At 65.9% G+C, this 22,064-nt stretch carries 19 protein-coding genes; 9 read left to right on the forward strand and 10 right to left on the reverse strand.

What is annotated here, in order from left to right; genetic code table 11:
- Window positions 1-5: 5 nt before the first annotated feature.
- The 3 genes from LOK46_RS01870 to LOK46_RS01880 are packed head-to-tail and all read right to left on the reverse strand — an operon-like array spanning window position 6 to window position 2,166.
- Window positions 6-737: an amino acid ABC transporter ATP-binding protein gene (locus LOK46_RS01870; protein ID WP_273562229.1), complete on the reverse strand. Its 732-nt coding sequence runs from the start codon at window positions 735-737 to the stop codon at window positions 6-8.
- The gene (locus tag LOK46_RS01875; protein WP_012317380.1) at window positions 734-1,387 is read right to left on the reverse strand and encodes an amino acid ABC transporter permease; all 654 of its coding nucleotides are present in this window, start codon (window positions 1,385-1,387) and stop codon (window positions 734-736) included. The genes LOK46_RS01870 and LOK46_RS01875 overlap by 4 nt, the downstream gene beginning before the upstream one ends.
- 5 nt (window positions 1,388-1,392) lie before the next feature.
- Window positions 1,393-2,166: an ABC transporter substrate-binding protein gene (locus LOK46_RS01880; protein WP_273562230.1), complete on the reverse strand. Its 774-nt coding sequence runs from the start codon at window positions 2,164-2,166 to the stop codon at window positions 1,393-1,395.
- A gap of 139 nt (window positions 2,167-2,305) precedes the next feature.
- Between LOK46_RS01880 and LOK46_RS01885 the strand changes: the two genes are divergently transcribed.
- A complete protein-coding gene (locus LOK46_RS01885) occupies window positions 2,306-2,923 on the forward strand; it encodes a helix-turn-helix domain-containing protein (protein ID WP_273562231.1) in 618 nt (205 codons plus the stop codon).
- Window positions 2,924-2,938: 15 nt separating this feature from the next.
- Here LOK46_RS01885 and LOK46_RS01890 read toward each other — a convergent pair whose 3' ends face one another.
- The 3 genes from LOK46_RS01890 to LOK46_RS01900 are packed head-to-tail and all read right to left on the reverse strand — an operon-like array spanning window position 2,939 to window position 5,531.
- The gene (locus tag LOK46_RS01890; RefSeq protein ID WP_273562232.1) at window positions 2,939-4,336 is read right to left on the reverse strand and encodes a TadE/TadG family type IV pilus assembly protein; all 1,398 of its coding nucleotides are present in this window, start codon (window positions 4,334-4,336) and stop codon (window positions 2,939-2,941) included.
- Window positions 4,270-4,908, reverse strand: a complete 639-nt coding sequence (locus LOK46_RS01895) for a TadE/TadG family type IV pilus assembly protein (protein WP_273562233.1) — start codon at window positions 4,906-4,908, stop codon at window positions 4,270-4,272. Before LOK46_RS01895 ends, LOK46_RS01890 begins: the two co-directional genes overlap by 67 nt.
- The gene (locus tag LOK46_RS01900) at window positions 4,908-5,531 is read right to left on the reverse strand and encodes a TadE/TadG family type IV pilus assembly protein (RefSeq protein WP_273562234.1); all 624 of its coding nucleotides are present in this window, start codon (window positions 5,529-5,531) and stop codon (window positions 4,908-4,910) included. The genes LOK46_RS01895 and LOK46_RS01900 overlap by 1 nt, the downstream gene beginning before the upstream one ends.
- Before the next feature lie 423 nt (window positions 5,532-5,954).
- On the opposite strand from LOK46_RS01900, the gene LOK46_RS01905 reads away from it, so the two are divergent.
- Entirely contained in the window at window positions 5,955-6,506 is a 552-nt protein-coding gene (locus LOK46_RS01905; protein ID WP_273562235.1) for a protein phosphatase CheZ, read from the forward strand.
- 23 nt (window positions 6,507-6,529) lie between these two features.
- On the forward strand, window positions 6,530-7,606 hold the full coding sequence (locus LOK46_RS01910) for an HD-GYP domain-containing protein (protein WP_273562236.1): 1,077 nt from the start codon (window positions 6,530-6,532) through the stop codon (window positions 7,604-7,606).
- A gap of 120 nt (window positions 7,607-7,726) precedes the next feature.
- On the opposite strand, the gene LOK46_RS01915 is transcribed toward LOK46_RS01910, so the two are convergent.
- The gene (locus LOK46_RS01915; protein ID WP_273562237.1) at window positions 7,727-9,070 is read right to left on the reverse strand and encodes a dicarboxylate/amino acid:cation symporter; all 1,344 of its coding nucleotides are present in this window, start codon (window positions 9,068-9,070) and stop codon (window positions 7,727-7,729) included.
- A 295-nt stretch (window positions 9,071-9,365) separates the two neighbouring features.
- Here LOK46_RS01915 and LOK46_RS01920 point away from each other — a divergent pair, with 295 nt between their 5' ends.
- The 6 genes from LOK46_RS01920 (at window position 9,366) to LOK46_RS01945 (ending at window position 17,734) form a co-directional block, all read left to right on the forward strand.
- A complete protein-coding gene (locus LOK46_RS01920; protein WP_273562238.1) occupies window positions 9,366-11,228 on the forward strand; it encodes an ATP-binding protein in 1,863 nt (620 codons plus the stop codon).
- Window positions 11,225-12,580: a sigma-54-dependent transcriptional regulator gene (locus LOK46_RS01925; RefSeq protein ID WP_273562239.1), complete on the forward strand. Its 1,356-nt coding sequence runs from the start codon at window positions 11,225-11,227 to the stop codon at window positions 12,578-12,580. Before LOK46_RS01920 ends, LOK46_RS01925 begins: the two co-directional genes overlap by 4 nt.
- A gap of 144 nt (window positions 12,581-12,724) precedes the next feature.
- Window positions 12,725-12,961 carry a DUF6894 family protein gene (locus tag LOK46_RS01930; RefSeq protein ID WP_273562240.1) on the forward strand — a complete coding sequence of 79 codons (237 nt, stop codon included), beginning with the start codon at window positions 12,725-12,727 and terminating at the stop codon, window positions 12,959-12,961.
- A 552-nt stretch (window positions 12,962-13,513) separates the two neighbouring features.
- Entirely contained in the window at window positions 13,514-15,601 is a 2,088-nt protein-coding gene (locus LOK46_RS01935; RefSeq protein ID WP_273562241.1) for a catalase, read from the forward strand.
- A gap of 876 nt (window positions 15,602-16,477) precedes the next feature.
- On the forward strand, window positions 16,478-17,086 hold the full coding sequence (locus LOK46_RS01940; RefSeq protein WP_273562242.1) for a PAS domain-containing protein: 609 nt from the start codon (window positions 16,478-16,480) through the stop codon (window positions 17,084-17,086).
- 159 nt (window positions 17,087-17,245) lie between these two features.
- Window positions 17,246-17,734 carry a MucR family transcriptional regulator gene (locus tag LOK46_RS01945; RefSeq protein WP_273562243.1) on the forward strand — a complete coding sequence of 163 codons (489 nt, stop codon included), beginning with the start codon at window positions 17,246-17,248 and terminating at the stop codon, window positions 17,732-17,734.
- 230 nt (window positions 17,735-17,964) lie between these two features.
- On the opposite strand, the gene LOK46_RS01950 is transcribed toward LOK46_RS01945, so the two are convergent.
- The 3 genes from LOK46_RS01950 to LOK46_RS01960 all read right to left on the reverse strand — a co-directional run bounded on the left by LOK46_RS01950 (window position 17,965) and on the right by LOK46_RS01960 (window position 20,935).
- Window positions 17,965-19,062, reverse strand: coding sequence for a two pore domain potassium channel family protein (locus tag LOK46_RS01950; protein WP_337251978.1), 1,098 nt, complete (start codon window positions 19,060-19,062; stop codon window positions 17,965-17,967).
- A gap of 22 nt (window positions 19,063-19,084) precedes the next feature.
- Window positions 19,085-19,690: a cyclase dehydrase gene (locus LOK46_RS01955; RefSeq protein WP_273562245.1), complete on the reverse strand. Its 606-nt coding sequence runs from the start codon at window positions 19,688-19,690 to the stop codon at window positions 19,085-19,087.
- Window positions 19,691-19,762: 72 nt separating this feature from the next.
- The gene (locus LOK46_RS01960; RefSeq protein ID WP_273562246.1) at window positions 19,763-20,935 is read right to left on the reverse strand and encodes a zinc-dependent alcohol dehydrogenase; all 1,173 of its coding nucleotides are present in this window, start codon (window positions 20,933-20,935) and stop codon (window positions 19,763-19,765) included.
- Window positions 20,936-22,064 lie beyond the last annotated feature (1,129 nt).

A 22,064-nucleotide genomic window follows, 5' to 3' on the forward strand; every position in this document is an offset into this window, starting at 1 on the left:
GTGTCCTAGAGCGGGTGCAGCACGCGCTGCAGGAAGTCCCGGGTACGCGGATTCTGCGGCCGGTTGAGGACCTCGGCGGCCGGCCCCTGCTCGACGAGGCGGCCGCCGTCGAGGAACAGGACCCGGTCGGCGACCTCGCGGGCGAAGCCGATCTCGTGGGTGACCACGAGCATCGTCATACCCTCGTCGGCGAGGGCGCGCATGACCTTCAGCACGTCGCCGACGAGTTCGGGATCGAGGGCCGAGGTCGGCTCGTCGAACAGGATCGCCTCCGGCCGCATGGCGAGCGCCCGGGCGATCGCCACGCGCTGCTGCTGCCCGCCGGAGAGCTCGTTCGGCCGGGCGTGCTCCTTGCCCGAGAGCCCGACCCGCGCGAGCAGGGCCCGCGCCCGCTCCTCGGCTTCAGCCCGGGGCTCGCCCTTCACGTGGATCGGCCCCTCGACGACGTTCTCGAGCGCGGTCCGGTTGGCGAACAGGTTGAACCGCTGGAAGACCATGGAGACCCGGGTGCGGATCGCCTTGATGCCGCGCTTGTCCCGATCAACCCGCTGCCCGTCGACGCGGATCTCGCCGCCGTCGTAGGCCTCGAGCCCGTTGATGCAGCGCAGGAGGGTCGACTTGCCGGATCCCGACGGCCCGATGATGCAGACCACCTCGCCCTTGGTGACCTCGGCCGAGACGCCCTTGATCACCTCCAGCGCGCCGTAATGCTTGCGGACGTCCTCCAGCACGATCATCGATGCCGCCCCTTCGCCTCGAAGTGGCGGACCAGCAGGATCAGCGGCAGGCTCAGCGCGAGGTACATCAGCGCCACCAGGGTGTAGACGCTGGTGTTCTTGAAGGTCGACGAGGCGATCAGCTTCCCCTGGAGCGCCAGCTCGGCGACCGTGATGGTCGAGGCCTGCGACGAGTCCTTGAGCATCATGATCATGATGTTGCCGTAGGGCGGCAGCGCGATCCGGATCGCCTGCGGCAGGATCACCCGCCGCATGGTCATGCCCCAGCCCATGCCGATCGACAGCGCCGCCTCGACCTGCCCGCGATCCACCGCCTCGATGCCGGCGCGGAAGTTCTCGGCCTGATAGGCCGAGTAGGCGATGCCGAGCCCGATGATCGCCGCTTGGACCGCCGTGAGCGACAGGCCGAAATCGGGCATCACGAAGTAGATGTAGAACAGCTGCACGATGATCGGGATGCCGCGCAGGATGTTGATCATCACCGCGCTGAAGCCCGACAGGATCGCGATGCCGGAAACCCGCATCACCGCCCAGACCAGCCCGAGGAGCGTCGAGACCACCAGGGACGCGATCGTGATCAGGATCGTGAGCTGCACGCCCTGCAGCAGGATCGGCAGGTAGTCCTGGGCGTCGGCGAGGAACTCGCGCATGAAGGTCAGGACCGGTCGGCCGACGGCGGCAGACCCCACTTGGTCAGGATCGCCTGGAGCGTCCCGTCGGCCTTCAGCTTGGCGAGCGCCTTGTCGATCTTGGCGAGGAGCTCGGTGTCGGTCTTGCGGACGCTGAGGCCGACCGAGGCGACGACGGTCGGCTTGAAGGTCTCGACGAGGCGGACGCCGGGAAACAGGCCCTGCTTGACGTAGTAGGCGAGGATCGGCGCGTCGGCGAAGCCGGCCTTCAGCCGCCCGGAATTGACGTCGCGGATGATGTCGGGGATCGCGTCGTAGATCTTCACCTCGTTGAAGAGGCCCGACTTCTTCAGCGGCTCGACGAAGGCGGTGCCGACCTGGGCGCCCACCGTCTCGCCCTTCAGGTCGGCGAAGGACGTGTAGTCCTTCGTGTCGGTCTTCGGGACGATCAACCCCTCGCCGTAGCTGTAGACCGGCGCCGAGAACGACACGACCTCCTTGCGCTGCGGCGTGATGAACATCGCCGCCGCGATGATGTCGATCTTCGAGGCGGTGAGCGCCGGGATCAACGTCGAGAATTGCAGCGGCTCGACCGCGACAGTGAAACCCGCCTCCTTGCTGACCGCGTTGACGAGGTCGACCATCACGCCTTGAATGCTGTTCGTCTTGGTATCGAGGAAGGTGAAAGGCAGGCCGGTGGGCGTCGATCCCACCTTCAGGGACTGCGCGCCGACAGGAGCGCCGAGGACACCGAGAAGCAGCGCCGACGACAGACACAGCTTGGCCAACCGTCTTCTCATGGTGCCGCTCCCGTGCAGTGCCCGGGTCACGCGGCGGAAGCCGGGCCCGATTTCATTCTCGTGAAGAATACCGCACGTTTTCGGTATCGACGCAAGCGACTTTCACGTGCATGAAGAAGCACACGAGAGGCAGGCTGGCGTGACGGTGAGCATCCCCCGCAGCGAGGCAACGGGTCCGGAACCGGTCGACCGGGCCGTGGGTCAGCGTCTGCGCGGCCTGCGACGCGCGCGCGGGCTCTCGCTGGAGGCGGTGGCGTCCAGCACCGGCCTCTCGATCGGCTTCATCAGCCAGGTCGAGCGGGGCCTGTCGTCGCCGTCCCTGCGAGTCCTGGCGCTGCTCGCCGACACGCTGCAGATCGGGATCGGCGGCCTCTTCGAAGCGGGGCCGGACGCGCCCGACCTGGACCCCATCGTCGTGTTCCGGAAGGACCGGCCGGAACTTCAGCTCTGGCGGGCCGGCATCACGAAGCAGCTCCTGACCCCTCCAGGGGGCGCGCACGGGATGAGCCTGTTCCACATGGTGCTGAAGCCCGGGGCGAGCACCGGCGACGAGCTGTTCAGCCACGACGGCGAGGAAGCCGGCCTCGTCCTCGCGGGGCGCCTCAGCCTGATCGTCGAGGCGCGGACGCTTCAGCTCGCGGAGGGCGACAGCTTCCGCTTCGAGAGCCGGCGGCCGCACCGCTTCAGCAATCCCGACCCGCGCGGCCAGACCATCGTCCTGTGGGTCAACGTCCTCGGATCACCGGCAACGGCGTGAGCGCGGCGCAGCGCGTCAGTTGCTCAGGCGGACGCTCGCGAGCGTGGTGCTGAAAAGCTTCAGCATGGCGGCGGTGATGTCGCCGTTCGTGGTCACCGGAAAATACATGCCGTCGGACGCGCAGGCCTGCAGGGCCGGCCCGATCTGGGACTCGTAGGGCCTCACGTACCGGTTGTAGAAATCATTGTCGTAGATCGGCAGGTACTGCGTGTAGATGACGCCGATCTTGACGTTCTTGTTCTTCAGGTTCGTGCAGGTCGACGGGCTCAGCGGACCGATGAATCGGTTGCTCTGATACTGGAAACCCGCGCTCTGATTGGTGACGCTGCCGCCGGTATCCTCGACCCCGTCCGTGACCAGGAAGAGGAACCGGATCGGCTTGTCCGGCGTCAGCCCGTCGCCGCTGGCCGGGATCGTCGCGTTCATCTTCGCGATGGCCCGCTCGAAATCGGTCTGATTGTCGGACTGATTGTAGTAAGCGTAAGCGATATCGATATTCGGCGTTGCGTTCTTGACGTTGTTCAGCGTCGGCGTCATCGCCTGCAGCTTCGTCTGCGTCGCCGAATCGTTGAAGGTCCACATCTCCATCTGGAACTGTTGCGGCAGCAGCATGCTGACATTCGCCTGATCGACGAGCGCCGAGACCGCGTCTCTCAGAACCTGGATGCGAAGCTTGATGTTGTTCCTCAGCGCCACATGGTAGAAGTCGTTCTGATCGTCACCGGTGATGTTGCCCTTGTTGTCGAAGGTGTGCTGGTGGCAGGCGAACGCGCACCCGTTAGTCGCGCGCTTCATGTTGCTCACGTCGGCATCGGTCGCCGCCAGCCCCATCGACGGCGAGTTGTCGAGCAGCAGGTAGTAGTTGATGTACTGCGAGGTGTTGCGGGTCGCCGATGACGTGCCGCTGATGGGCATGGCCGGGATCTGCATCATCGATGCCAGGCTGGTCTTGACCGTCGCCGTGTAGCTCGCGGTCAGGCTCAGTGTCTTCGAGGTGTTGACCGGCGCTCCGGGCGTGAACGACGTCACCGTGACGCCCGGAACCTTGGCGGCCTCCGTACGGAACTGCGTCTCCATGTTCTGCAAGGTCGTGGTCGGGATCGTGTTGGTCTTCTGCGACATCACGGCGAGCACGGCGCCGTCGAGGGCGGTGTCGAGCTGGGTCTTCGCGGCGTTGCGGCGCCCGTAATCGACCGCCGCCGCCGTGGCGAACATGACCGGCAGCGTGACCAGTGCGAACGTGAGCGCGACTTGACCGGAGCGCGCCCGCGGAAACGCCGTCGCGGCCAGCTTGAGAGTGCGGTTCAACCGGATACCGAACACCGACACGGGCCTTCCCTCGAACACTAGTTGTAAGCCGTGCAGGCGACCCCGCCCGGCATGACGATCTCGCTGGGTGTGCGCTCCGACCACGGGACCTGCCGCGTGAACGACAGACCGCGACCGCCGAAGATCCAGCGGTACAGGGCGCTTCCGATGATCGGGGTGTAGGGCATCGTGACTTCCGCCAGGATGTAGCGGGCCCCGTCGAACTGATAGGCGGCCGGCGTCGCGGGGAGTCCGTTGCTCCCGTTGGCCTGGTTGGCCGGGCGCTTCGTCGCGTTCTGCGGCCAGCTCGAACAGACGAAGCCCTTGAGGGTCCCGTTGACCGATTCCACGCCCATCGCGTTGACAACGATCTGCAGGCCGGACGCGTCCAGCGGGCGCAGGATCGCAGTCGCCGCACTGGCGATCTTCGTCATCCCGTCCTGCGTCGCCAGAGCCATTCCGTTCTGCGTCGCCAGAGCGTTGTCCACGCGTCCGGACAGATCGCCCAGCGTGCGCGCGAACAGGGTCAGCTTCCGGGTCGCGTCGACGACGCGCGTCAGCTCGGCGGTCCCGAAATACAGGATGATCAGCAGGGGCAGGACGAGCGCGAACTCGACGGCGGCGATCCCGCGCTCGTCGCGGCGATAGCGGCTCAGGCGGACCAGCAGACCGTCCATCAGGAGCACCCCGACGGTGCGGTGTACGGTTCCACCTTGAACACCGTCGCGGCCTGGAGCACCCGCCGCTTGTTCGGCAGGTTGGGCACGGCGGCACCGAGGAGCGGGAAGAAGACCGGGACGTCCACGGCAGCCTGCACAACCACGATGGCCGAGTTTCCGGCGCACGCGTAGCCGGCGAAGTTCGGGTTCCAGTCACTCGCCCCGCTGGCGTTGGTCTTGACCGGCGAGACAGGGTTGGCGGAACCGTAATCGGCCACCTTCGTCACGCTGACCCGGACGTTGGCGCAGGTGAAGATCGTGACCCGAAGCGCGCCGTTCGGTTGCGTGCAGATCGCCGTTCGGAAGCGGCTCATCAGCGTCGCGGTGTCGGTTGTGCCCGCGTTCGTCGTCTGGAACGCGCCCGTATAGATCTGCCGGCTGGCGTCGGACACCGCCTGCTGGAGGATCTCCTGCTCCCAGAAGACGATCCCGTTCTCGAGGCAGGCCCCGACCAGTGCGAAGAAAGGCAAGGCCACAAGAGCGAACTCGACAGCCGTCGCTCCGTCGCGCGCCTGCGCGTACCGCGCGGCCTGCTCCCGGATGACGAGCCAGCGCCACGCCGCTCGGATTGCCGTGATCACATCCCAGCTCGAAATTGGAACCACCGAGCTCGATAAAGCATCAAAAGCTTACTTTTCTCCGCGCATCACTGCTCAAAGTCGACCGTTCCACGCCGCAGACCTATCCGGCAAATGGCGGTATAGTTTCTTATCGTCAACCATCAGTTGAAAACTTGGTGTTTCTGGCCACGCGGCGGTGTTTCGCTGAAATCTCGCCGATCGGCGGTCAACTGACGGACGCGTGAGCATCACGCGCCCCCCTCCGCAAGACGACGCACGCGCACTGCGCGCTTTGACCGCCAACTCGTTCGGAAATAGCTCGTTTTACAGTCGTGATCGCTCCGGCCGACAGGTAACCAAATCGAAATAAATCGCATTAAGCGCGGCTTAAGAGATCGCCGATAGTTTCGACAGCCAATATAAACCGCCTGGCGATCCCCGAACATGGCCCGTGCTCTGCCGGACGTTGTCTCCATCGAAGAGGGTGTCGGGCTCCTGCGAACCCAGCTCCTGTCGATCTCCGATGCGATCGCGCGGACGCGTCAGGAGATTGCCGGCCTCCGGCAGGAACAGGAGACAAGCCGGGCCTGCGACGAACTTCACGCCGTCGTGCAGGGCACGGAAGACGCCACCAACGCGATCCTGACAGCCTCGGAGAAGGTGGACACGCTCGCGCGCGGAATCGTGAGGCGATCGGGCGAGGACGCCAACCGAGCCGACGCCGCGGCGATCCAGATCGAGATGCAGACCATCTTCGAGGCCTGCAATTTCCAGGACCTCACCGGTCAGCGGATCTCGAAGGTCGTGCGCACCATCGTCCTCGTCGAGGAGCGAATCGGCGAGATGCTGCGCGTCTGGTCCGGGCCGGGCGAGGCGTCGGCACCGAAGAGCCCGCCGCCCGACAGGCGAAGCGGTGAGGCGGCCCTACTCAACGGTCCCGTCCTGCCCGGCGACGCCTCGGTCTCGCAGGACACAGTCGACGCGATGTTCCCGTAAGGCACGATCCGGAAGGCGTGCCGATGGGCCGGATACTTCTCATTACGGACGATCCCGCGCGCAGCCAGGGCTTGGCGCAGGATCTGTCCGACGGCCTGTCCTGCGAGATCCATGACCTGCGCGCCGCGGAGGCGCCTCTCGGCGGCGCGACCGCGATCGTCACCGATGTCCTCGATCTCGGATCGGCGTCCGTCGAGCGTCTGCGCCGCCGTCTGGCCGAAGTTCGGCACGGCGTCCCGCTGATCATCCTGCTTCAGACCGACAGCCCGCGAACCCGGCTCCTGGGCGTCGCCCTGGGCGCGACGCACACGCTCTGCGCGCCCTTCGACACGGATCGCCTGCGGGAGACACTCGGTGCGCCGCGCATACCCGCGCTTGTCGCGGCCTTCGCAGACGATCCCTTGCCCGCATGCGCCGTGCGGACGGCGGCAGCGGTGCGCGGCTTCTACGCCTCGGTCTTCGTGCCGGACCAGCCGATCACGCCCGAGGTCATCGACAACGGCACCCAGGCCATCGACCTCGCGATCCGGGACACGGGGATCCGCGACTGGGTCCGGGCGGTGCGCCAGTTCGACGATGCCACGCACCAGCACTGCCTGCTCGTCGCCGGACTGGCGGCGGCCTTCGCGGCGAGCTTCGGCCTCGGCGAGCAGGAGCGCCATCGCGTGACCAAGGCGGCCCTGCTGCACGACGTCGGCAAGATCCATATCCCGGCGGCGATCCTGAACAAGCCGGGGCGGCTCGACGAGGCCGAACTGGCCGTCATGCGGCTGCATCCGGAGAAGGGCTACAGGATGCTCGTCGATCAGGGCTTCGAGCAGCAGATGCTGCACGTGGTCCGGTCGCACCACGAGATGCTCGACGGGTCGGGCTATCCGGACCGCCTCAAGGGCGATGAGATCCCCGATCTCGTCCGTCTGGTCACCGTCTGCGACATCCACGCGGCCCTGATCGAGCAGCGGCCGTACAAGCCGCCCATGGCGAGCGAGGCGGCCTACGCGATCCTAGAGGGCATGGCGGGGCGGCTCGACCCGGCGATCGTCGGCGCCTTCCGGCCGGTCGTCACCGCCTTCGCGCCCCACACCCTCAACGCTGCCTGACGGCGTCAGGCGGCGTCTACCCGCACGCGGGCGCCGCGCCGCGGACCGATCCGCGGCGCGATTCGCGCTCCACCGAGTCGTCGCGGGTCTCGCCGAGGCGCGGCCCGCGACGCCGACGGGTCACTCGGCCGGCTGGAGAGCCGGCGCGGGCGCGGGCGGCGCCATGGTCTGGCCGGACAGGGCCGCGGCCAGCTTGGCCTCGTCGACCTCGTTCTCCCAGCGCGCCACCACGATGCAGGCGACCGCGTTGCCGATGAAGTTGGTCAGCGCGCGGCACTCGGACATGAAGCGATCGACGCCGAGGATCAGCGCCATACCGACCACCGGCACGGAGGGCACCACGGCGAGCGTCGCCGCCAGGGTGATGAAGCCCGAGCCGGTCACGCCCGCGGCGCCCTTGGACGACAGCATGGCGACGAGCAGCAGCAGCGCCTGCTCGCCGAGGCTCAGCGGCGTGTCGGTTGCCTGGGCGATGAACAGCGCCGCCATGGTCATGTAGATGTTGGTGCCGTCGAGGTTGAACGAGTAGCCCGTGGGCACGACGAGGCCGACGACCGGCTTCGAGCAGCCGGCCCGCTCCATCTTCTCCAGCAGCGAGGGCAGCGCCGACTCGGAGGACGACGTGCCGAGCACGAGGAGCAGTTCCTCCTTGATGTAGCGGATGAGCTTGATGATCGAGAAGCCGTTGTAGCGGGCGACCGCGCCGAGCACGACCAGCACGAAGATCGCCGAGGTCAGATAGAAGGCGGCGACGAGGTAGGCGAGGTTGGCGAGGGAGCTGATCCCGTACTTGCCGATCGTGAACGCCATCGCGCCGAAGGCACCGATCGGGGCGACCTTCATGATGATGTTGACGACGCCGAAGATCGCCTCGGACAGGACCTTGATGATGTCGAGCACCGGCTTGCCGCGGTCGCCCAGGAAGGCGAGGCCGAAGCCGAACAGCACCGAGAAGAACAGCACCTGCAGGATCTCACCGCCCGCGAAGGCGCCGACCGCCGTCGTCGGGATGATGTTCATCAGGAAGTCGACGATGCTCTGCTCCTTCGCCTTGCCGGCGTAGGTGGCGACCGCCTTCGGATCGAGGGACTTCGGGTCGATGTGCAGGCCGTTGCCCGGCTGGAGCACGTTGGCGACGACGAGGCCGACGATCAGCGCCAGCGTCGAGAACGTCAGGAAGTAGATCAGCGCCTTGCCGCCGACCCGGCCAACCTTCTCGAGATTGGTCATCCCGGCGATGCCGGAGACGACGGTGAGGAAGATCACCGGGGCGATGATCATCTTGACCAGCTTGATGAAGGCGTCGCCCAGCGGCTTCAACTCGGCGCCGAGCTGCGGATAGAAGTGTCCGAGCAGGATGCCGATCGCGACGGCGACCAGAACCTGGAAGTACAGCGTCCGGTAGAGCGGCTTCGGTTTGGCGGGCGGATGCGGGGCGGTGAGTGGTGATGGCACGGCAGCCATGGGGCGTTCTCCCTGTCGCGAGCTTCGGATGGGGCGGCTGGCGTCGAGGTGTCCCGACGGTGTCCGCGCTTGCTGTTGGCCTTCCGGCGCGCAGCCGTTCTCTGACGACATGGCTGCGTTACGTGACGGGAATGGCAACCGGCATGCCACTTGTGCTGCGATCGCTATTTTTCTTTAACCAACTGATCAGAATGGCGTTTTTCTCGCAGACCCCAGGGAGCGAAGCGCGTCCGGATGCGGATTCTCGCACGCGGCTGGCCGTAACGGTCCGGATCCCCGCACAGGCCGGCCTCCGTTGAGCGCGCTCGCGCCCTCCGGCCACGGCACGCCCTCGCGGCGCGGCCTCGCCGTGGTGGTCGGGCTCTGCGCGATCCTCGTGGCGGCGTGGCTCGCCGGCCGGGCCGCGGAGCGCTGGGCCCTGTCGGACCTGCGGCGCGGCGCCCGCTCGGCGATAGGCCTCCAAGTCGGCGTCCTGCTCGCGGAGATGCAGAAGCAAGCGTCCCTGCCGCTGGCGCTCGCGGCCGACCCCGAGGTTGCCGCGGCGGTCGGTCCCGATCCCGGGCGCGACCTCCTCGATCGTGTCGACCGGCGGCTCGCCCAGGTCGCGGCCGCCACCGGGTCGGCGGTCATCTACGTCATCGGCGCCGATGGGCTCACGGTCGCGGCGAGCAACGCGGGCGAGGATCGCAGCTTCGTCGGCCGGGACTACGGTTTCCGCCCCTATTTCAAGCAGGCTTTGGCCGGCGGGGCCGGTTCCCAGTTCGCCCTCGGCACGGTCAGCGGTCGGCCGGGCCTGTACCTCGCGCGCCGGATCGGGGCCGGGGCCGGGGTCGTGGTGGTGAAAGTCGAGTTCGACGCGGTCGAGGCGGCGTGGCGCGCCGCGCGAGAGGTCACCTTCGTGACCGATGCCCGGGGCATCGTCCTCGTCACCAGCGAGCCGGCCTGGCGCTTCGACACCCTCAGCGCCGTCGACGCGGCCGAACGCGCCCGGATCGAGGCGGGACAGGAATTCGGCGCCGCGCGCCTCGAGCGGCTGCCGCTCCATCCGGTCGCGGGCGAACCGGACATGGTGCGGGTGGGGCGCGGGTCGGTGCCGGCGTGGACCGCCATCCAGTCGCAGGCGCCCGTGCCCGGCACGGACTGGCAGCTGCGGACGCTGACGCCGGTCGGGAACGCCGTCGAGCGGGAACGGCTGCAGGCCTGGATCATCGCGGCCCTGGTCACGGCGCTCGTCGGTTACGGGATCTTCACCCTGGCCGATCGGGGCCGCCGGACGCGGGCGCGGCTCGCCGAGGCCGCGGCGCGCCGGGCGGAGTTGGAATCCAGCGTCGAGGCGCGGACGCGGGCTCTGCGTGAGACCAACGCCCAGCTGCGCGCCGAGATCGCGGAGCGGCAGCGCGCCGAGGCCGAGCGCGAGCGCCTCGGCCGCGAACTGGCGCAGGCCGGCCGGCTCGCGGCGCTCGGCCAGTTCGCGGCCAGCATGGCCCACGAGATCAACCAGCCGCTCGCGGCGATCCGCTCCTACGCCGACAACGCCGCGATCCTCATCCGCCGCGGTCGGGGCGAGGACGCGGCCGAGAACGCCGCCGCGATCGGGCGGCTCACCGACCGCATCGCCGGCCTCACGCGGCAGCTCAAGGGCTTCGCCCGGCGCGCCTCGCCGCGGCGGGAGCCCGTGCTGCTGCGCGACGTGGTGGCGAACGCGCTGGAGCTCGTGGCGGCGCGCGCCGCCGCGCTGCAGGTCTCGCTGGAGGCGGAGCCGCCCGACCCGGTTCTCCGCGTCCTCGGGGACGGCCCGCGGCTGGAGCAGGTGCTGGTCAACCTGCTCCAGAACGCCGTCGACGCCGTGGCGGGGCGTGCGGAGGCCCGCGTGAGCCTGCGTCTCGTCGAGAGCGGCGAGCGCGTCGCGATCGAGGTGGCCGATACCGGGCCCGGGATCCCCGCCGAGGTGCGCAGCCAGGTTTTCGACGCGTTCTTCACGACCAAGGCGGACGGCCTCGGCCTGGGCCTCGCCATATCCCGCGGGATCGTGGAGGATTGCGGCGGGAACCTGATCCTGGCCGGCGGCGACGGCGCCGGGACGGTCTTCCGGATGGAGATGATCCGGGCGACGGACGCGGTCCCGAGTGTGGGCAAGCCCGTGGGAGCGACACCGTGAGCGGACCGGCGGGCGCGCAGGCGGGGACCGAGCGCGTCGTGTTCATCGACGACGAGGCGGATGTGCGCCGGGCCAACGGCCAGAGCCTGGAACTCGAAGGTTTCTTCGTCGAGGTCTTCGAGGCAGCCGAGCCGGCGCTCGCGTCGATCCTGGCCGCGCCGCCCGGCGTGGTTGTCACCGACGTGCGGCTGCCGGGCCTCGACGGCGTCGCCCTCCTGGCGCGACTGCGCCGGGTCGACCCAGACCTGCCGGTCATCCTCATCACCGGCCACGGCGATATCCGCATGGCGGTGGCCGCCATGCAGGAGGGTGCGTACGACTTCCTGGCCAAGCCCTATCCCGCGGAGGCGCTCGTCGGGTCCGTGCGCCGGGCGCTGGAGCGGCGGCGGCTGGTGATGGAAAACTGCGCGCTGCGGGCCCGGCTCGACGCGGCGATCGAGGAGGATCCGGCCTTCCTCGGGACCTCCCCGGAGATCGTGGGCCTGCGCGCTCTGGTACGCGAGGTCGCGCGGGCCGATGTCGACGTGCTGGTCTTCGGCGAGACGGGGTCCGGCAAGGAGGTTGTGGCGGGCGCCCTGCACCGGTGGAGCCGCCGCGCCGCGCGGAACCTCGTGGCGATGAATTGCGGGGCGCTGCCCGACAGCGTCGTCGAGAGCGAGCTGTTCGGGCACGAGGCCGGCGCCTTCACCGGGGCGCTCAAGCGCCGGGTCGGCCGCATCGAGCACGCGCAGGGCGGCACGCTCTTCCTCGACGAGATCGAGAGCATGCCCCTGCCGCTGCAGGTCAAGCTCCTTCGGGTGCTGCAGGAGCGGACCGTGGAACCGCTCGGCACCAACGAGGTGCGGCCGGTCGACATGCGAGTGGTGGCCGCCACGAAGGTCGATCTCGGGCAGGCGGCCGCCCAGGGCACTTTCCGCGACGACCTCTATCACCGGCTCAACGTCATCACGATCACGATCCCGCCCCTGCGCGACCGCGGGGACGACGTGCTGCTGCTCTTCCAGCATTTCCTGCGCCGCGCCGCCGAGAAATTCGGGCGTCCGGTGCCGCCGGTCACGCCGGCGATCCGCGATCACCTGCGCCGGCACGCTTGGCCGGGCAACGTCCGCGAGCTCGGCCATTTCGCCGAGCGATGCGCGCTGGGTCTCGCTGCGGCGGCGCAGCCCGCCGCCGAGCTGGCCGCCGGCGGCCTCACCGATCAGGTCGATCGCTTCGAGCGGCAGCTGATCCGCGACGAGCTGATCATGGCCAGCGGCGATGTCCGCGCCGCCGCGGAGGTCCTCGGCCTGCCGCGCAAGACCCTCTACGACAAGATGGCCCGGCACGGCCTGACACCGGGCGACTACCGCTAGGGCCGACAATCCCGCATGTCCGCAGACAGCGACGGTCCTGACGTGAGCGCGGGAGCGCCGCGATCGCGACATGCCGAAAAGGGGTACGTGAGCCGGTGCGGGAACTGCTTAGCGTGGCCGACGGATCCCTCCGCCGAGCCGCCCATGCCCCGCTTCTTCATCGATCTGCACGACGGAACCGAACTCGTCCGCGACAAGGACGGCTACGACCTGCCCAGTCTCGAGGCCGCCCGGTCGCAGGCCGTGAAGATCATGACGCGCATCGCACAGGGGCTCTCCGACCAGCCCGGCCGGCAGGATTACATCGCGGCAGTCCGCGACGACGCGGGGGTTGTGCGGATGCGCTTCCGTGTATCGCTCGATGCCGGCCCCGTCGGCTGAGGCTCGGGGAGGCGGAACTGCCGGAGAGCTCGCGCGACGGGCTGATCCGGCGCATGAAAAACCCGCCGAGTCTGGGACCGGGCGGGCTGAATTCGATGGTAGCGAGGGAGGGATTTGAACCCCCGACACAAGGATTATGATTTGCACGCGAGCACGGCTAAGTCATTGATTGGGCAGGGTACGCTAGGGTGCTGCGCTAGCGGTGCGCTACATCGATCAAGCTCGCAATTGGATGACTGACGACCGTCGAGAATGGCTGCTTAGGCGCACGCGACGCTCCCCCTTTGGCGTCCGATCAAGGTGGACTCGCGACGTTCCCCTTTTGGGGCGAAGAACCGGGGAAATGCGGACACCGCCCTATTGGCTGAAGCTGGCGGCAAGACGCCGTTCCGCTTCCCGGCGGCGACAGAGGCAAATCGAGCATGCTGCTGTCATCGGAGCCCACACTCCGAAGTGCGCGTCCTCAAACTGTGATCGGTTCCTCGCGGGAATGGCATGGCAGAGGAAACTTACTGCTCCGCTTCCAGTTAGCTCCTGCCAAGGAAGGATGCCATGACCGAACTGACTGCACTCAACGCCGGACACGGCGGCGAGACACATCAGACCGCCGATGCGGACCATCCCGTGCTGACGACCAACCACGGTACGCCGGTCTCCGACAATCAGAACCAGCTCAAGGCAGGGCCGCGCGGACCGGTCCTGCTCGAGGACGAGGTTTACCGCGAGAAGATCAACCACTTCGATCACGAGCGGATACCGGAGCGCATTGTTCACGCGCGTGGGTCGGCCGCGCACGGCTATTTCGAGTGCACTGAGAGCCTTGCCGACATCACCGTCGCCGACCTGTTCCAGCGGAAGGGGCAGCGCACCGAGGTGTTCACCCGCTTCTCTACCGTGGCGGGCGGCGCAGGCTCGATCGACACGCCTCGCGACGTGCGCGGCTTCGCAGTCAAATTCTACACGCGCGAGGGTAATTGGGACCTCGTGGGCAACAACATCCCGGTGTTCTTCATCCAAGACGCGATCAAGTTCCCGGATCTGATCCATGCCGCCAAGATGGAGGCCGACCGCGGCTACCCGCAGGCGGCAACCGCCCACGACACGTTCTGGGACTTCATCAGCCTCATGCCCGAATCAACCCACATGATCATGTGGGCCATGTCGGACCGCACGCTCCCGCGCACCTTCGCCAACATGGAGGGCTTCGGCGTCCACACTTTTCGGTTCATCAACAAGGAAGGGAAGAGCACCTTCGTCAAGTTCCACTGGAAGCCGAACGCCGGCCTCGCCTCGACCATCTGGGACGAGACCGTGAAGATCGCCGGAGCCGACCCGGACTTCCAGCGCCGCGACTTGTTTGAGCGGATCGAGCGCGGCGACTACCCGACCTGGGACCTCGGTGTGCAGCTGTTCGACGAGGCTTTTGCCAACAGCCAGCCCTATGACGTCCTCGACGCCACCAAGATCATCCCCGAGGAGGTGCTGCCGGTGCGGATCGTGGGGCGCATGGTGCTCGACCGCTATCCCGACAATTACTTCGCGGAGACCGAGCAAGCGGCGTTCGTGCCGAGCCATGTCGTGCCAGGCATCGGCTTCACCAACGATCCGCTGCTCCAAGGTCGGCTGTTCAGCTACACGGACACACAGCTGTCGCGGCTGGGCTCGGTCAACTTCCACCAGCTCCCAATCAACGCCGCGAAGGGGCGGGCCTCGGCCGCCGGCTGCCCCTTCATGAACCAGCAGCGGGACGGCCACATGCAGATGGCCGTGCCGAAGGGCCGAGCCAACTACGAGCCTAACAGCCTCGCAAAGGCCGGAGAGCCAGGCGGCGCCCGTGAGGACGCGACGAAGGGCTACAAGACCTTCCCCTCGGACGAGGAAGGGCAGAAGCTGCGCGTCCGGCCGGAGAGCTTTGCCGACCACTACAGCCAGGCGCGGCTGTTCTTCCGCTCGATGGACCCGGCGGAACAGGCGCATATCGCCTCCGCGTTGGTGTTCGAGCTGTCCAAGGTGAGCCTGGAGCATATCCGGCTGCAGATGCTTGCCAACTTGCGTAACGTCGATGAGGATCTGGCGACACGGGTCGCCGACGGGCTGGCGATGGACCTGCCCCCTGCCTCGCCGACCGCCGCACCAGTCCTGGACATGGAGCCGTCGCCGGCTCTTCGCATCATCCGCGGCCCATTGGAGCGGCACACGCTGGAAGGGCGCACCATCGGCATCCTGATTGCCGACGGCACGAATGCGGGCGAGCTGCAATCGCTGAAGAAGGCGATCAAGGCGGCGGGCGGCCATGCGATGACGATCGCCCCAAAGGTCGGAAAGGTGCCGCTCTCGGACGGATCAGCCATCGCCGCGGACGCACAACTGTTCGGTCAACCTTCGGTGACGGTCGATGGCTGCGCCGTGATCCTGTCCGAGAAGGCTGCGGGGAAGCTCGTGAAGGAAGCGGCCGCGGTGCAGTGGGTTATGGATGCGTTCGGGCACCTGAAGGCAATCGGCACCAACGCCGCCGCCAAGCCGCTGCTCGACAAGGCGGGCGTCGAGGCGGACGAGGGCGTGACCGACCTCAGCGGCTTCGTCGATGCAGCGAAGAAGCGCTACTGGGACCGTGAGCCGAAGGTCCGCACACTGGCATGATGTAAAGGACGCGGCCGTTCGGAATATTCGCCGCTACCGAACGGCCGCTGCTTCACAGCGGGTGTCTCAGGCGCCTATGTTCATGACGGAGCTGCCATCGACGTGAGGAACTCGCCGGGCGATGAAGGAGGCGTGCTCCGAGCAGAGGAACGTCATGGGCCTGATTGCGGCAGGTGGAAGGATGTGATCCACCCTTAGCTGCAGTTGCCGGACGGTCGACGAACGTCTGATTCCGGCTCACGTCGATAGCAATTCGCACGGCTGAATTGGGTATTTGCGGCCCGACCGCTTATCAACGGCAGATCCCTCGAAGCGGACATCGCCGCTACATTTGCTCACCACCCATTGTTTGGTCTGCTGCGAATATCCGGCCTGCCGTCGCAGTTCAGGACTGCTCGGCCGCTTCTAACACGAGGGCCAGCAGCTGCTGACGCTTATCGGGGGTTACGAATACGCCTGTAGGCGTGCAGTAGCGCCTCGCAATCCTGCTCCATGATGCCATCGCTGTCAGTTTCGCGCCCTGGCGTGACGGCATTGGGCGGCTTGTAAAGCTCTGCTGGGGGTACGTGCAGCGCTTCGGCAATGTGCAGCACGAGCCGCGTCGCTCTATAAGGGCGCGACCGTGGAGATCCGCAATCCTCCACGTAGTCGTGCACTTGCTCGCTCACGGAACTCAACGTGGGCCGCAGCCGCTGTCCCATCGGTACCTCCACACAGGGACAGAACGTCTCCCGCGTTCGATCCTAGCATAGGTTGCGTTCTGATCGACAGCGGGCGCACTGTTGGGTTGCCGAGATTGCGTCGGGCACAATTTGTGCGATAAGTAGCCACCTCCGATCACCGTGACCGAGTTTTGAGACAATAACAGGAGTTGCGGTGCGCAAACTCATATCCCTCGCCGGTCGAACTTGCCTGGCAGCGTTCCAACAGGCGCTCGATACCATTGAAATAGCCGGCTCTTGGGACTGGGATATTCCTTCTGACTTGGTGCGTGCCGACACATTCGTGGCATTGCTTTTCAACGTCGATCCGGAGGAAGCCGCCATAGGGCTTCCCCTGTCGGCCTACATCGAAGGCATCCATCCCGAGGATCGGGAACACGTCCACGCCTTGATCCGTCAGTGCATCGATGAAGATACCCCGTTCGTCGCCGAGTACCGTGTTCGGTCAGCCGATGGCGTAACGCGGTGGGTGCTGGATCGCGGCCACATCATGCGGGATCCAGCAGGGCGCCCCACGCGTGGGCGCGGCATCATCGTCGATATCACGTGGTCGCGGACCGGAAAGCTTACCCCCACAGCCAGTGATCTTGCATCCTCCGTATCCCCCTTGGAGGAGGCCGCAGATCATGCCCTGGCTGCGCAGAGAGTTATCACTCGGCTACAAGATCCGATACTGAAAGAGCGAGCAGACGCGCTTCTACTGGCAGTTGGTCGGCGACTTGCCCAGCAAGAACTTAAGGACCGCCTCAGACGTATGAACTAAGTGAGTGGGGTACGTCAGCCTTCACTCAAAAATTTCCGAATGATTGTGCACATAGAGACGATTTCCCCGGGTCAGAAGCTTGATTTTGCTTTGAAATTCCTGTTGTGCCTGCCGTTCTCGGCGCGTTCGCCTGAGCGATAGGAAAAGACAGGAATTCAAGTGATCGAAAAAAGCTTTGAGCGCTCCGCAAGTGTCACCGGCTTGGCAGCCGAACTCGTCGCCTCATATGTCGCCAACACCCCAGTTCCCGCCTCCGAGCTTTCGAAGCTGATTGAGAGCGTACACGGTGCGATAGCCGCTTTAGCCTCCGGCAACGCTCCGTATGCAGCTGCCGCCGCTGAGGAGGTTGATAGGCCGACACCCGCCCAGATCCGCAAGTCGGTGCGGCACGACGGGATCATCAGCTTCATCGACGGCAAGACCTACAAGACGATGAAGCGCCATCTGACCAGCCACAGCCTGGATCCGCGCAGCTACCGCAAGCGCTACGGCCTTCCGGCCGACTATCCGATGGTCGCACCGAGTTATGCCGAGCAGCGTTCCGTCCTCGCCAGGGCGATCGGCCTCGGGCGCCAAGGCGCTCGACTGCCGGAGGAAGAGCCAACGGAAGAAGTCCGAGCGAAGCCGAGAGGCCGACGTAAGGCTTAGGTCACCTGCCGGGCACGGCGACGGCCCATGAAAGACCGTCGCAGTGTCAGGCGCCAAGGTCACCAGACGTTGGATCTGTGTCCGCTTTCAAGACGGGCCGATGGCTGTCTGATTAGCTGCCTCGGGTCGCATGCGAAATGACTACTCGGGGCGGTTTTCTTCCCGTCCGCTTCCGGGTCGCATGCATGGAAGCGGGCATCGGCCGCGCGCTCTTGCAGGGAGAGGATATATCACCGGCGCTTGTCTCCGCCGGGTCTCAATTCGTCGATGTGATAGGCCATCAACGGTGCCAGTCGCGCGATGTGTGGCTGCCACCGTGCCCGTTGCGCGAGATAAGTCTCGGCGCCTGCCTCGTTGGGCATCGCCTCGATCCCCGCCGAAGAGAGCTTCCTGACAGCTTCTGCGAAGCGCGTGCGCCATGCCTCGCTCTCGGCCCTGCTGACGTTAACTGGCGTCGGCACTTCTCCGGGCAGGAATGTCGTTTCCAGCGTAACCACGAGCAGCATGGCGACGCGCCAGATTGCGTCGACGGCGGCGGCGTCCTTCAACCATGCTGCCTGACGGCCTCCGATCCCGCTGCGGATGAGAGAAACCGTATCGAGGGCGACGAAGACCTGGGCCGAGACCGAATAAAAGGGCTGACGAAAGCGAAAGTAGAACAGCACAGGATAGAAGTGATGCGCCTCCTTCATCTCGGACAGGGCCCCCGCCAGATCGGCTAGGTGGGTGTAGCCTGAACTAAATTGTCCCTGTGGCCCGAGTCGCGCCAGGAACTCGGCTGCATCGGCGCTCTCACCCGTTAGAAGATGCAGCTTCAGCCCAAGAGCATTGCGTTGCCGGAGCGCGCTGTAGACCTGCATCACGTAGGTCAGGACCAGCGACGTCGCCGACATGCCGACGAGGGAGTTCACGAGATAAAGGACGCGGTAGCTGTCGGTGACCGGTTTGAAGTCGCTGGCTCCTACGATCGCCATGCTGCTGCCGCCCGCGTAGAGGGCGGTCATGAAGTCGGCTGGCGTCTCGCCACTGCTCGCCCGAACCGCCACACCGAGCGCGGGGTGGATGATCAGGCCAGCTCCGAGGGTCAGCCCTACGGCCCAGAGCATGACGTAGACGATGAGGATAACCGGACCACAGAAGGACAGCACGGCACCCCGCTTCTGCCGGGCAGCATCAGCGGCGGCGCGGAAGATCGCCCAGGTGAGATGGGCGACCCTATCCGCGATCAGGCCTGTCCCGATGCGCGCGTAGAGGACCGTCAGGAAGATGTCGGCGAGGACGAGGCTCATGACGAGCACGCCCAATGCCTGTTCGAGGACGGGCAGGATCAGGCCAGCCATCCGTCCGACCTCAGGCGTTGGTTAGGGTCCAAGGACGCATCGCTTCTGGGCCGATGATGTCGGGCGGCGGTTTGAAGCCGCGTGCCGCGCCACGCATCGCCTCGGCACGACGGCGGAAGCCGCTGCGGCGGCGGTAGTCGCGTTGGACCTTCTCAGACGGAGCGAGGGGGGCTTCCGCGAGGTTCCGGGCACAAATGACGTCGACTGCGGTGACGCCGGCCAGAGCCACGAGGGCGATCAGCACGTTGTCCTTGTGGGGATTATGGCCCTCAAGCCCAGGCAGCACCGTGGCGATATCGAGTGCGTCTCCGAACACGCGGGCCGAGATCCACGGGGTCGGATCGCTTGCACCCAAGATCCCGACTCCCTGTAGGAGCTCGCGCACGCCGTAGGCTCGGATGACCGGAGCCGAGCGCGGCATTCCAAGCCAGCGAGCGATGGCTCCCCCGCACGCCAATTCCGTCAACCCGAGGCCGATCGAGAACCAGCCAAAGCCTTGGGCAAGTTCCCGAGTTACGGGATCTGGTCTGCGACGCGGATCGGATACGAGATAGTTCGGCAACTCAGAGCGATTATTAAAGCCGCTCCGGTAGCGTTGAGACATAGCCTCGGACATGCTGACTTCCTCGCTGCAGCAGGGAGGGCGAAGTGAGCAGGCCCGTCGAAGCTCGACGAGCCGCGGAACCACTCAGGGTCTGAGCACCACCTTGATGCAGTTGTCCTTCTTGTCGCGGAACGTCTTGTACATCTCGGGCCCTTGTTCGAGCTTGGCCCGGTGGGTGATTACGAAGGACGGATCGATCTGCCCGTCGTCGATGCGCTTGACGAGGTCATCCGTCCATCGGTTCACGTGGGTCTGCCCCGTGCGGACGGTTAGACCCTTGTTCATGAGGGCTCCCATCGGCACCTTGTCGATGAGCCCGCCATAAACGCCGGGGATCGAGAGGATGCCGGCGGGGCGGCAGACATAGATCATCTCGCGCAACACTGAAGCGCGGTCGCTCTCCAGCATCACCGCCTGCTTGACACGGTCATAGGCGTGTTCGAGCGCGCGTGGTGAATGCGCCTCCATGCCGACGGCATCGATGCACTTCTCCGGGCCCTTGCCGCCCGTGAGTTCGTTCAGCCGCTCGACCGTGCTTTCCTGGCTGTTGTCGATGGTGATGGCACCACCCGCGCGCGCCATCTCCAGGCGCTCGGGCACGCTGTCGATGCAGACCACCTGCTTGGCCCCGAGCAGCAGCGCGGAGCGCAGCGTCATCTGACCGACGGGACCGGCGCCCCAGATCGCGACCGTATCGGTCGGCTGGATATCGGCCTGTACAGCCGCCTGCCAGCCGGTGGGGAAGATGTCGCCGAGAAAGAGCACCTGCTCGTCGGTCAGGTTCTCCGGCACCTTGATGTGCGTCTTGTCGGCAAACGGCACGCGGACGTACTCGGCCTGCCCGCCTTGGTAACCGCCCGTGAGATGGGTGTAGCCGAACAGTCCCGCGGTGGTGTGCCCGAAGGCTTTGTCCGCAATGTCCTTGTTGCGGTTTGAGCGTTCGCAGACGGAGAAAAAGCCGCGTTTGCATTGGTCGCACTCGCCACAGATGATCGTGAACGGCACGACGATGCGCTCACCTTTCTTGAGCACGCCGTTGATGCCTTTGCCAGTCTCGACGATTTCGCCCATGAACTCGTGGCCCATGACGTCGCCCTTCTCCATGCCGGGCATGAAGTGGTCGTAGAGGTGCAGGTCTGAGCCGCAGATCGCGCAGGCGGTGACCTTGATGATGGCGTCGCGATCATCCTCGATTTTGGGGTCCGGGACCGTGTCGCAGCGAATGTCCTCAGTGCCGTGCCAAACCAGCGCCCTCATGGGAATTCTCCTAACTTGTATGAAGTTTTTATCCCCGCTCATTGATCTACTTGTCCGAAGAGAGCTTCGGCTCAAAAAGTTTCGTGCCCTGATTGCAAAAAACGCGAGCGAGATGACACTTTCATCGACATGTCACCTTGAATATGCTAAATCTCGACCACGCATTTGGAGCGTTCCATGAATTGCGAACGACCAAATTTGGCAAAATTATTTGGTGAATAATACCAATGGCCGCTGAGCTAATCTAGTGCTGTGAACAGATACGGGCCGTCGAACCGGGTAAGCGCAGACGACGTCTGCTTCGTCGCATGCTTGGACCACAGGCAGCGACCGCCGCAGGTCGGAAGTTCAGCGTTCACTTCGGGACGAAAGGCCAAGGTTCGGTGGTTACCCGAGCCGAAGTTGCCGGAGGGCGGATGAACGACCGCTTCGGAGAAGCTTCAGTAGCGATCCGAGCGTCCGGTTAGGATGGATGTCTGCCCGACCGCTTCCGAGCGGCAGAGGCATCAGAGCGGACGTCGCGGCCCCACGCGCTCCTGATCCGGCCCGGTCGCCCGGGCTGCGGTGGGCGTTTCCCCAAAGCATACGTTCGGCAGGTCAATCGATTGAAGCCGAAAAAGCGGAGACGAAGCCCTTTACGGCTTTGGGGGATGGCCTCGCGTACGAGGTCGTAACGGGGCCGATTGGCGGGACGGCGGCCTACGACCCGACTATCGACGGACATGAACCGGCTCAAGGGCGTATCGATCGGAGTGGTATCCTGCACCCTTCGTGGCTTATCGGAGCGAGGCGTTCCCCGCGCCGTCGAGAAGCGCCTGCTCCATGGCGTATCTGGGCGGGATGCTAAACCGCTGCCGGAACGCTCGGGTGAATGTCGTATACTCGGTGAAGCCGCAAGCGAACGCGATCTCTTGCAACGTGCGGTGAAGAGTGTCGAAAATCGCTCGCGACGGCGGAAGCCGAGCAAGGGCAGGAAGTCGAGCGGGATGCCGCGCAGTGGCGGATGAGATCGCTGCCCCGAGGAACTACCTCAAGCGGAGTTTGGGCCTATGTCACCGGCCAAGAGCCGCAGTCGGGCTGCCTTGCCCAGTGGAGGACGCAACGATGCCGCCAAAGCTGACCAAGACCA

It is taken from the genome of Methylobacterium sp. NMS14P (genome assembly GCF_028583545.1).
Taxonomy (GTDB): Bacteria; Pseudomonadota; Alphaproteobacteria; order Rhizobiales; family Beijerinckiaceae; genus Methylobacterium.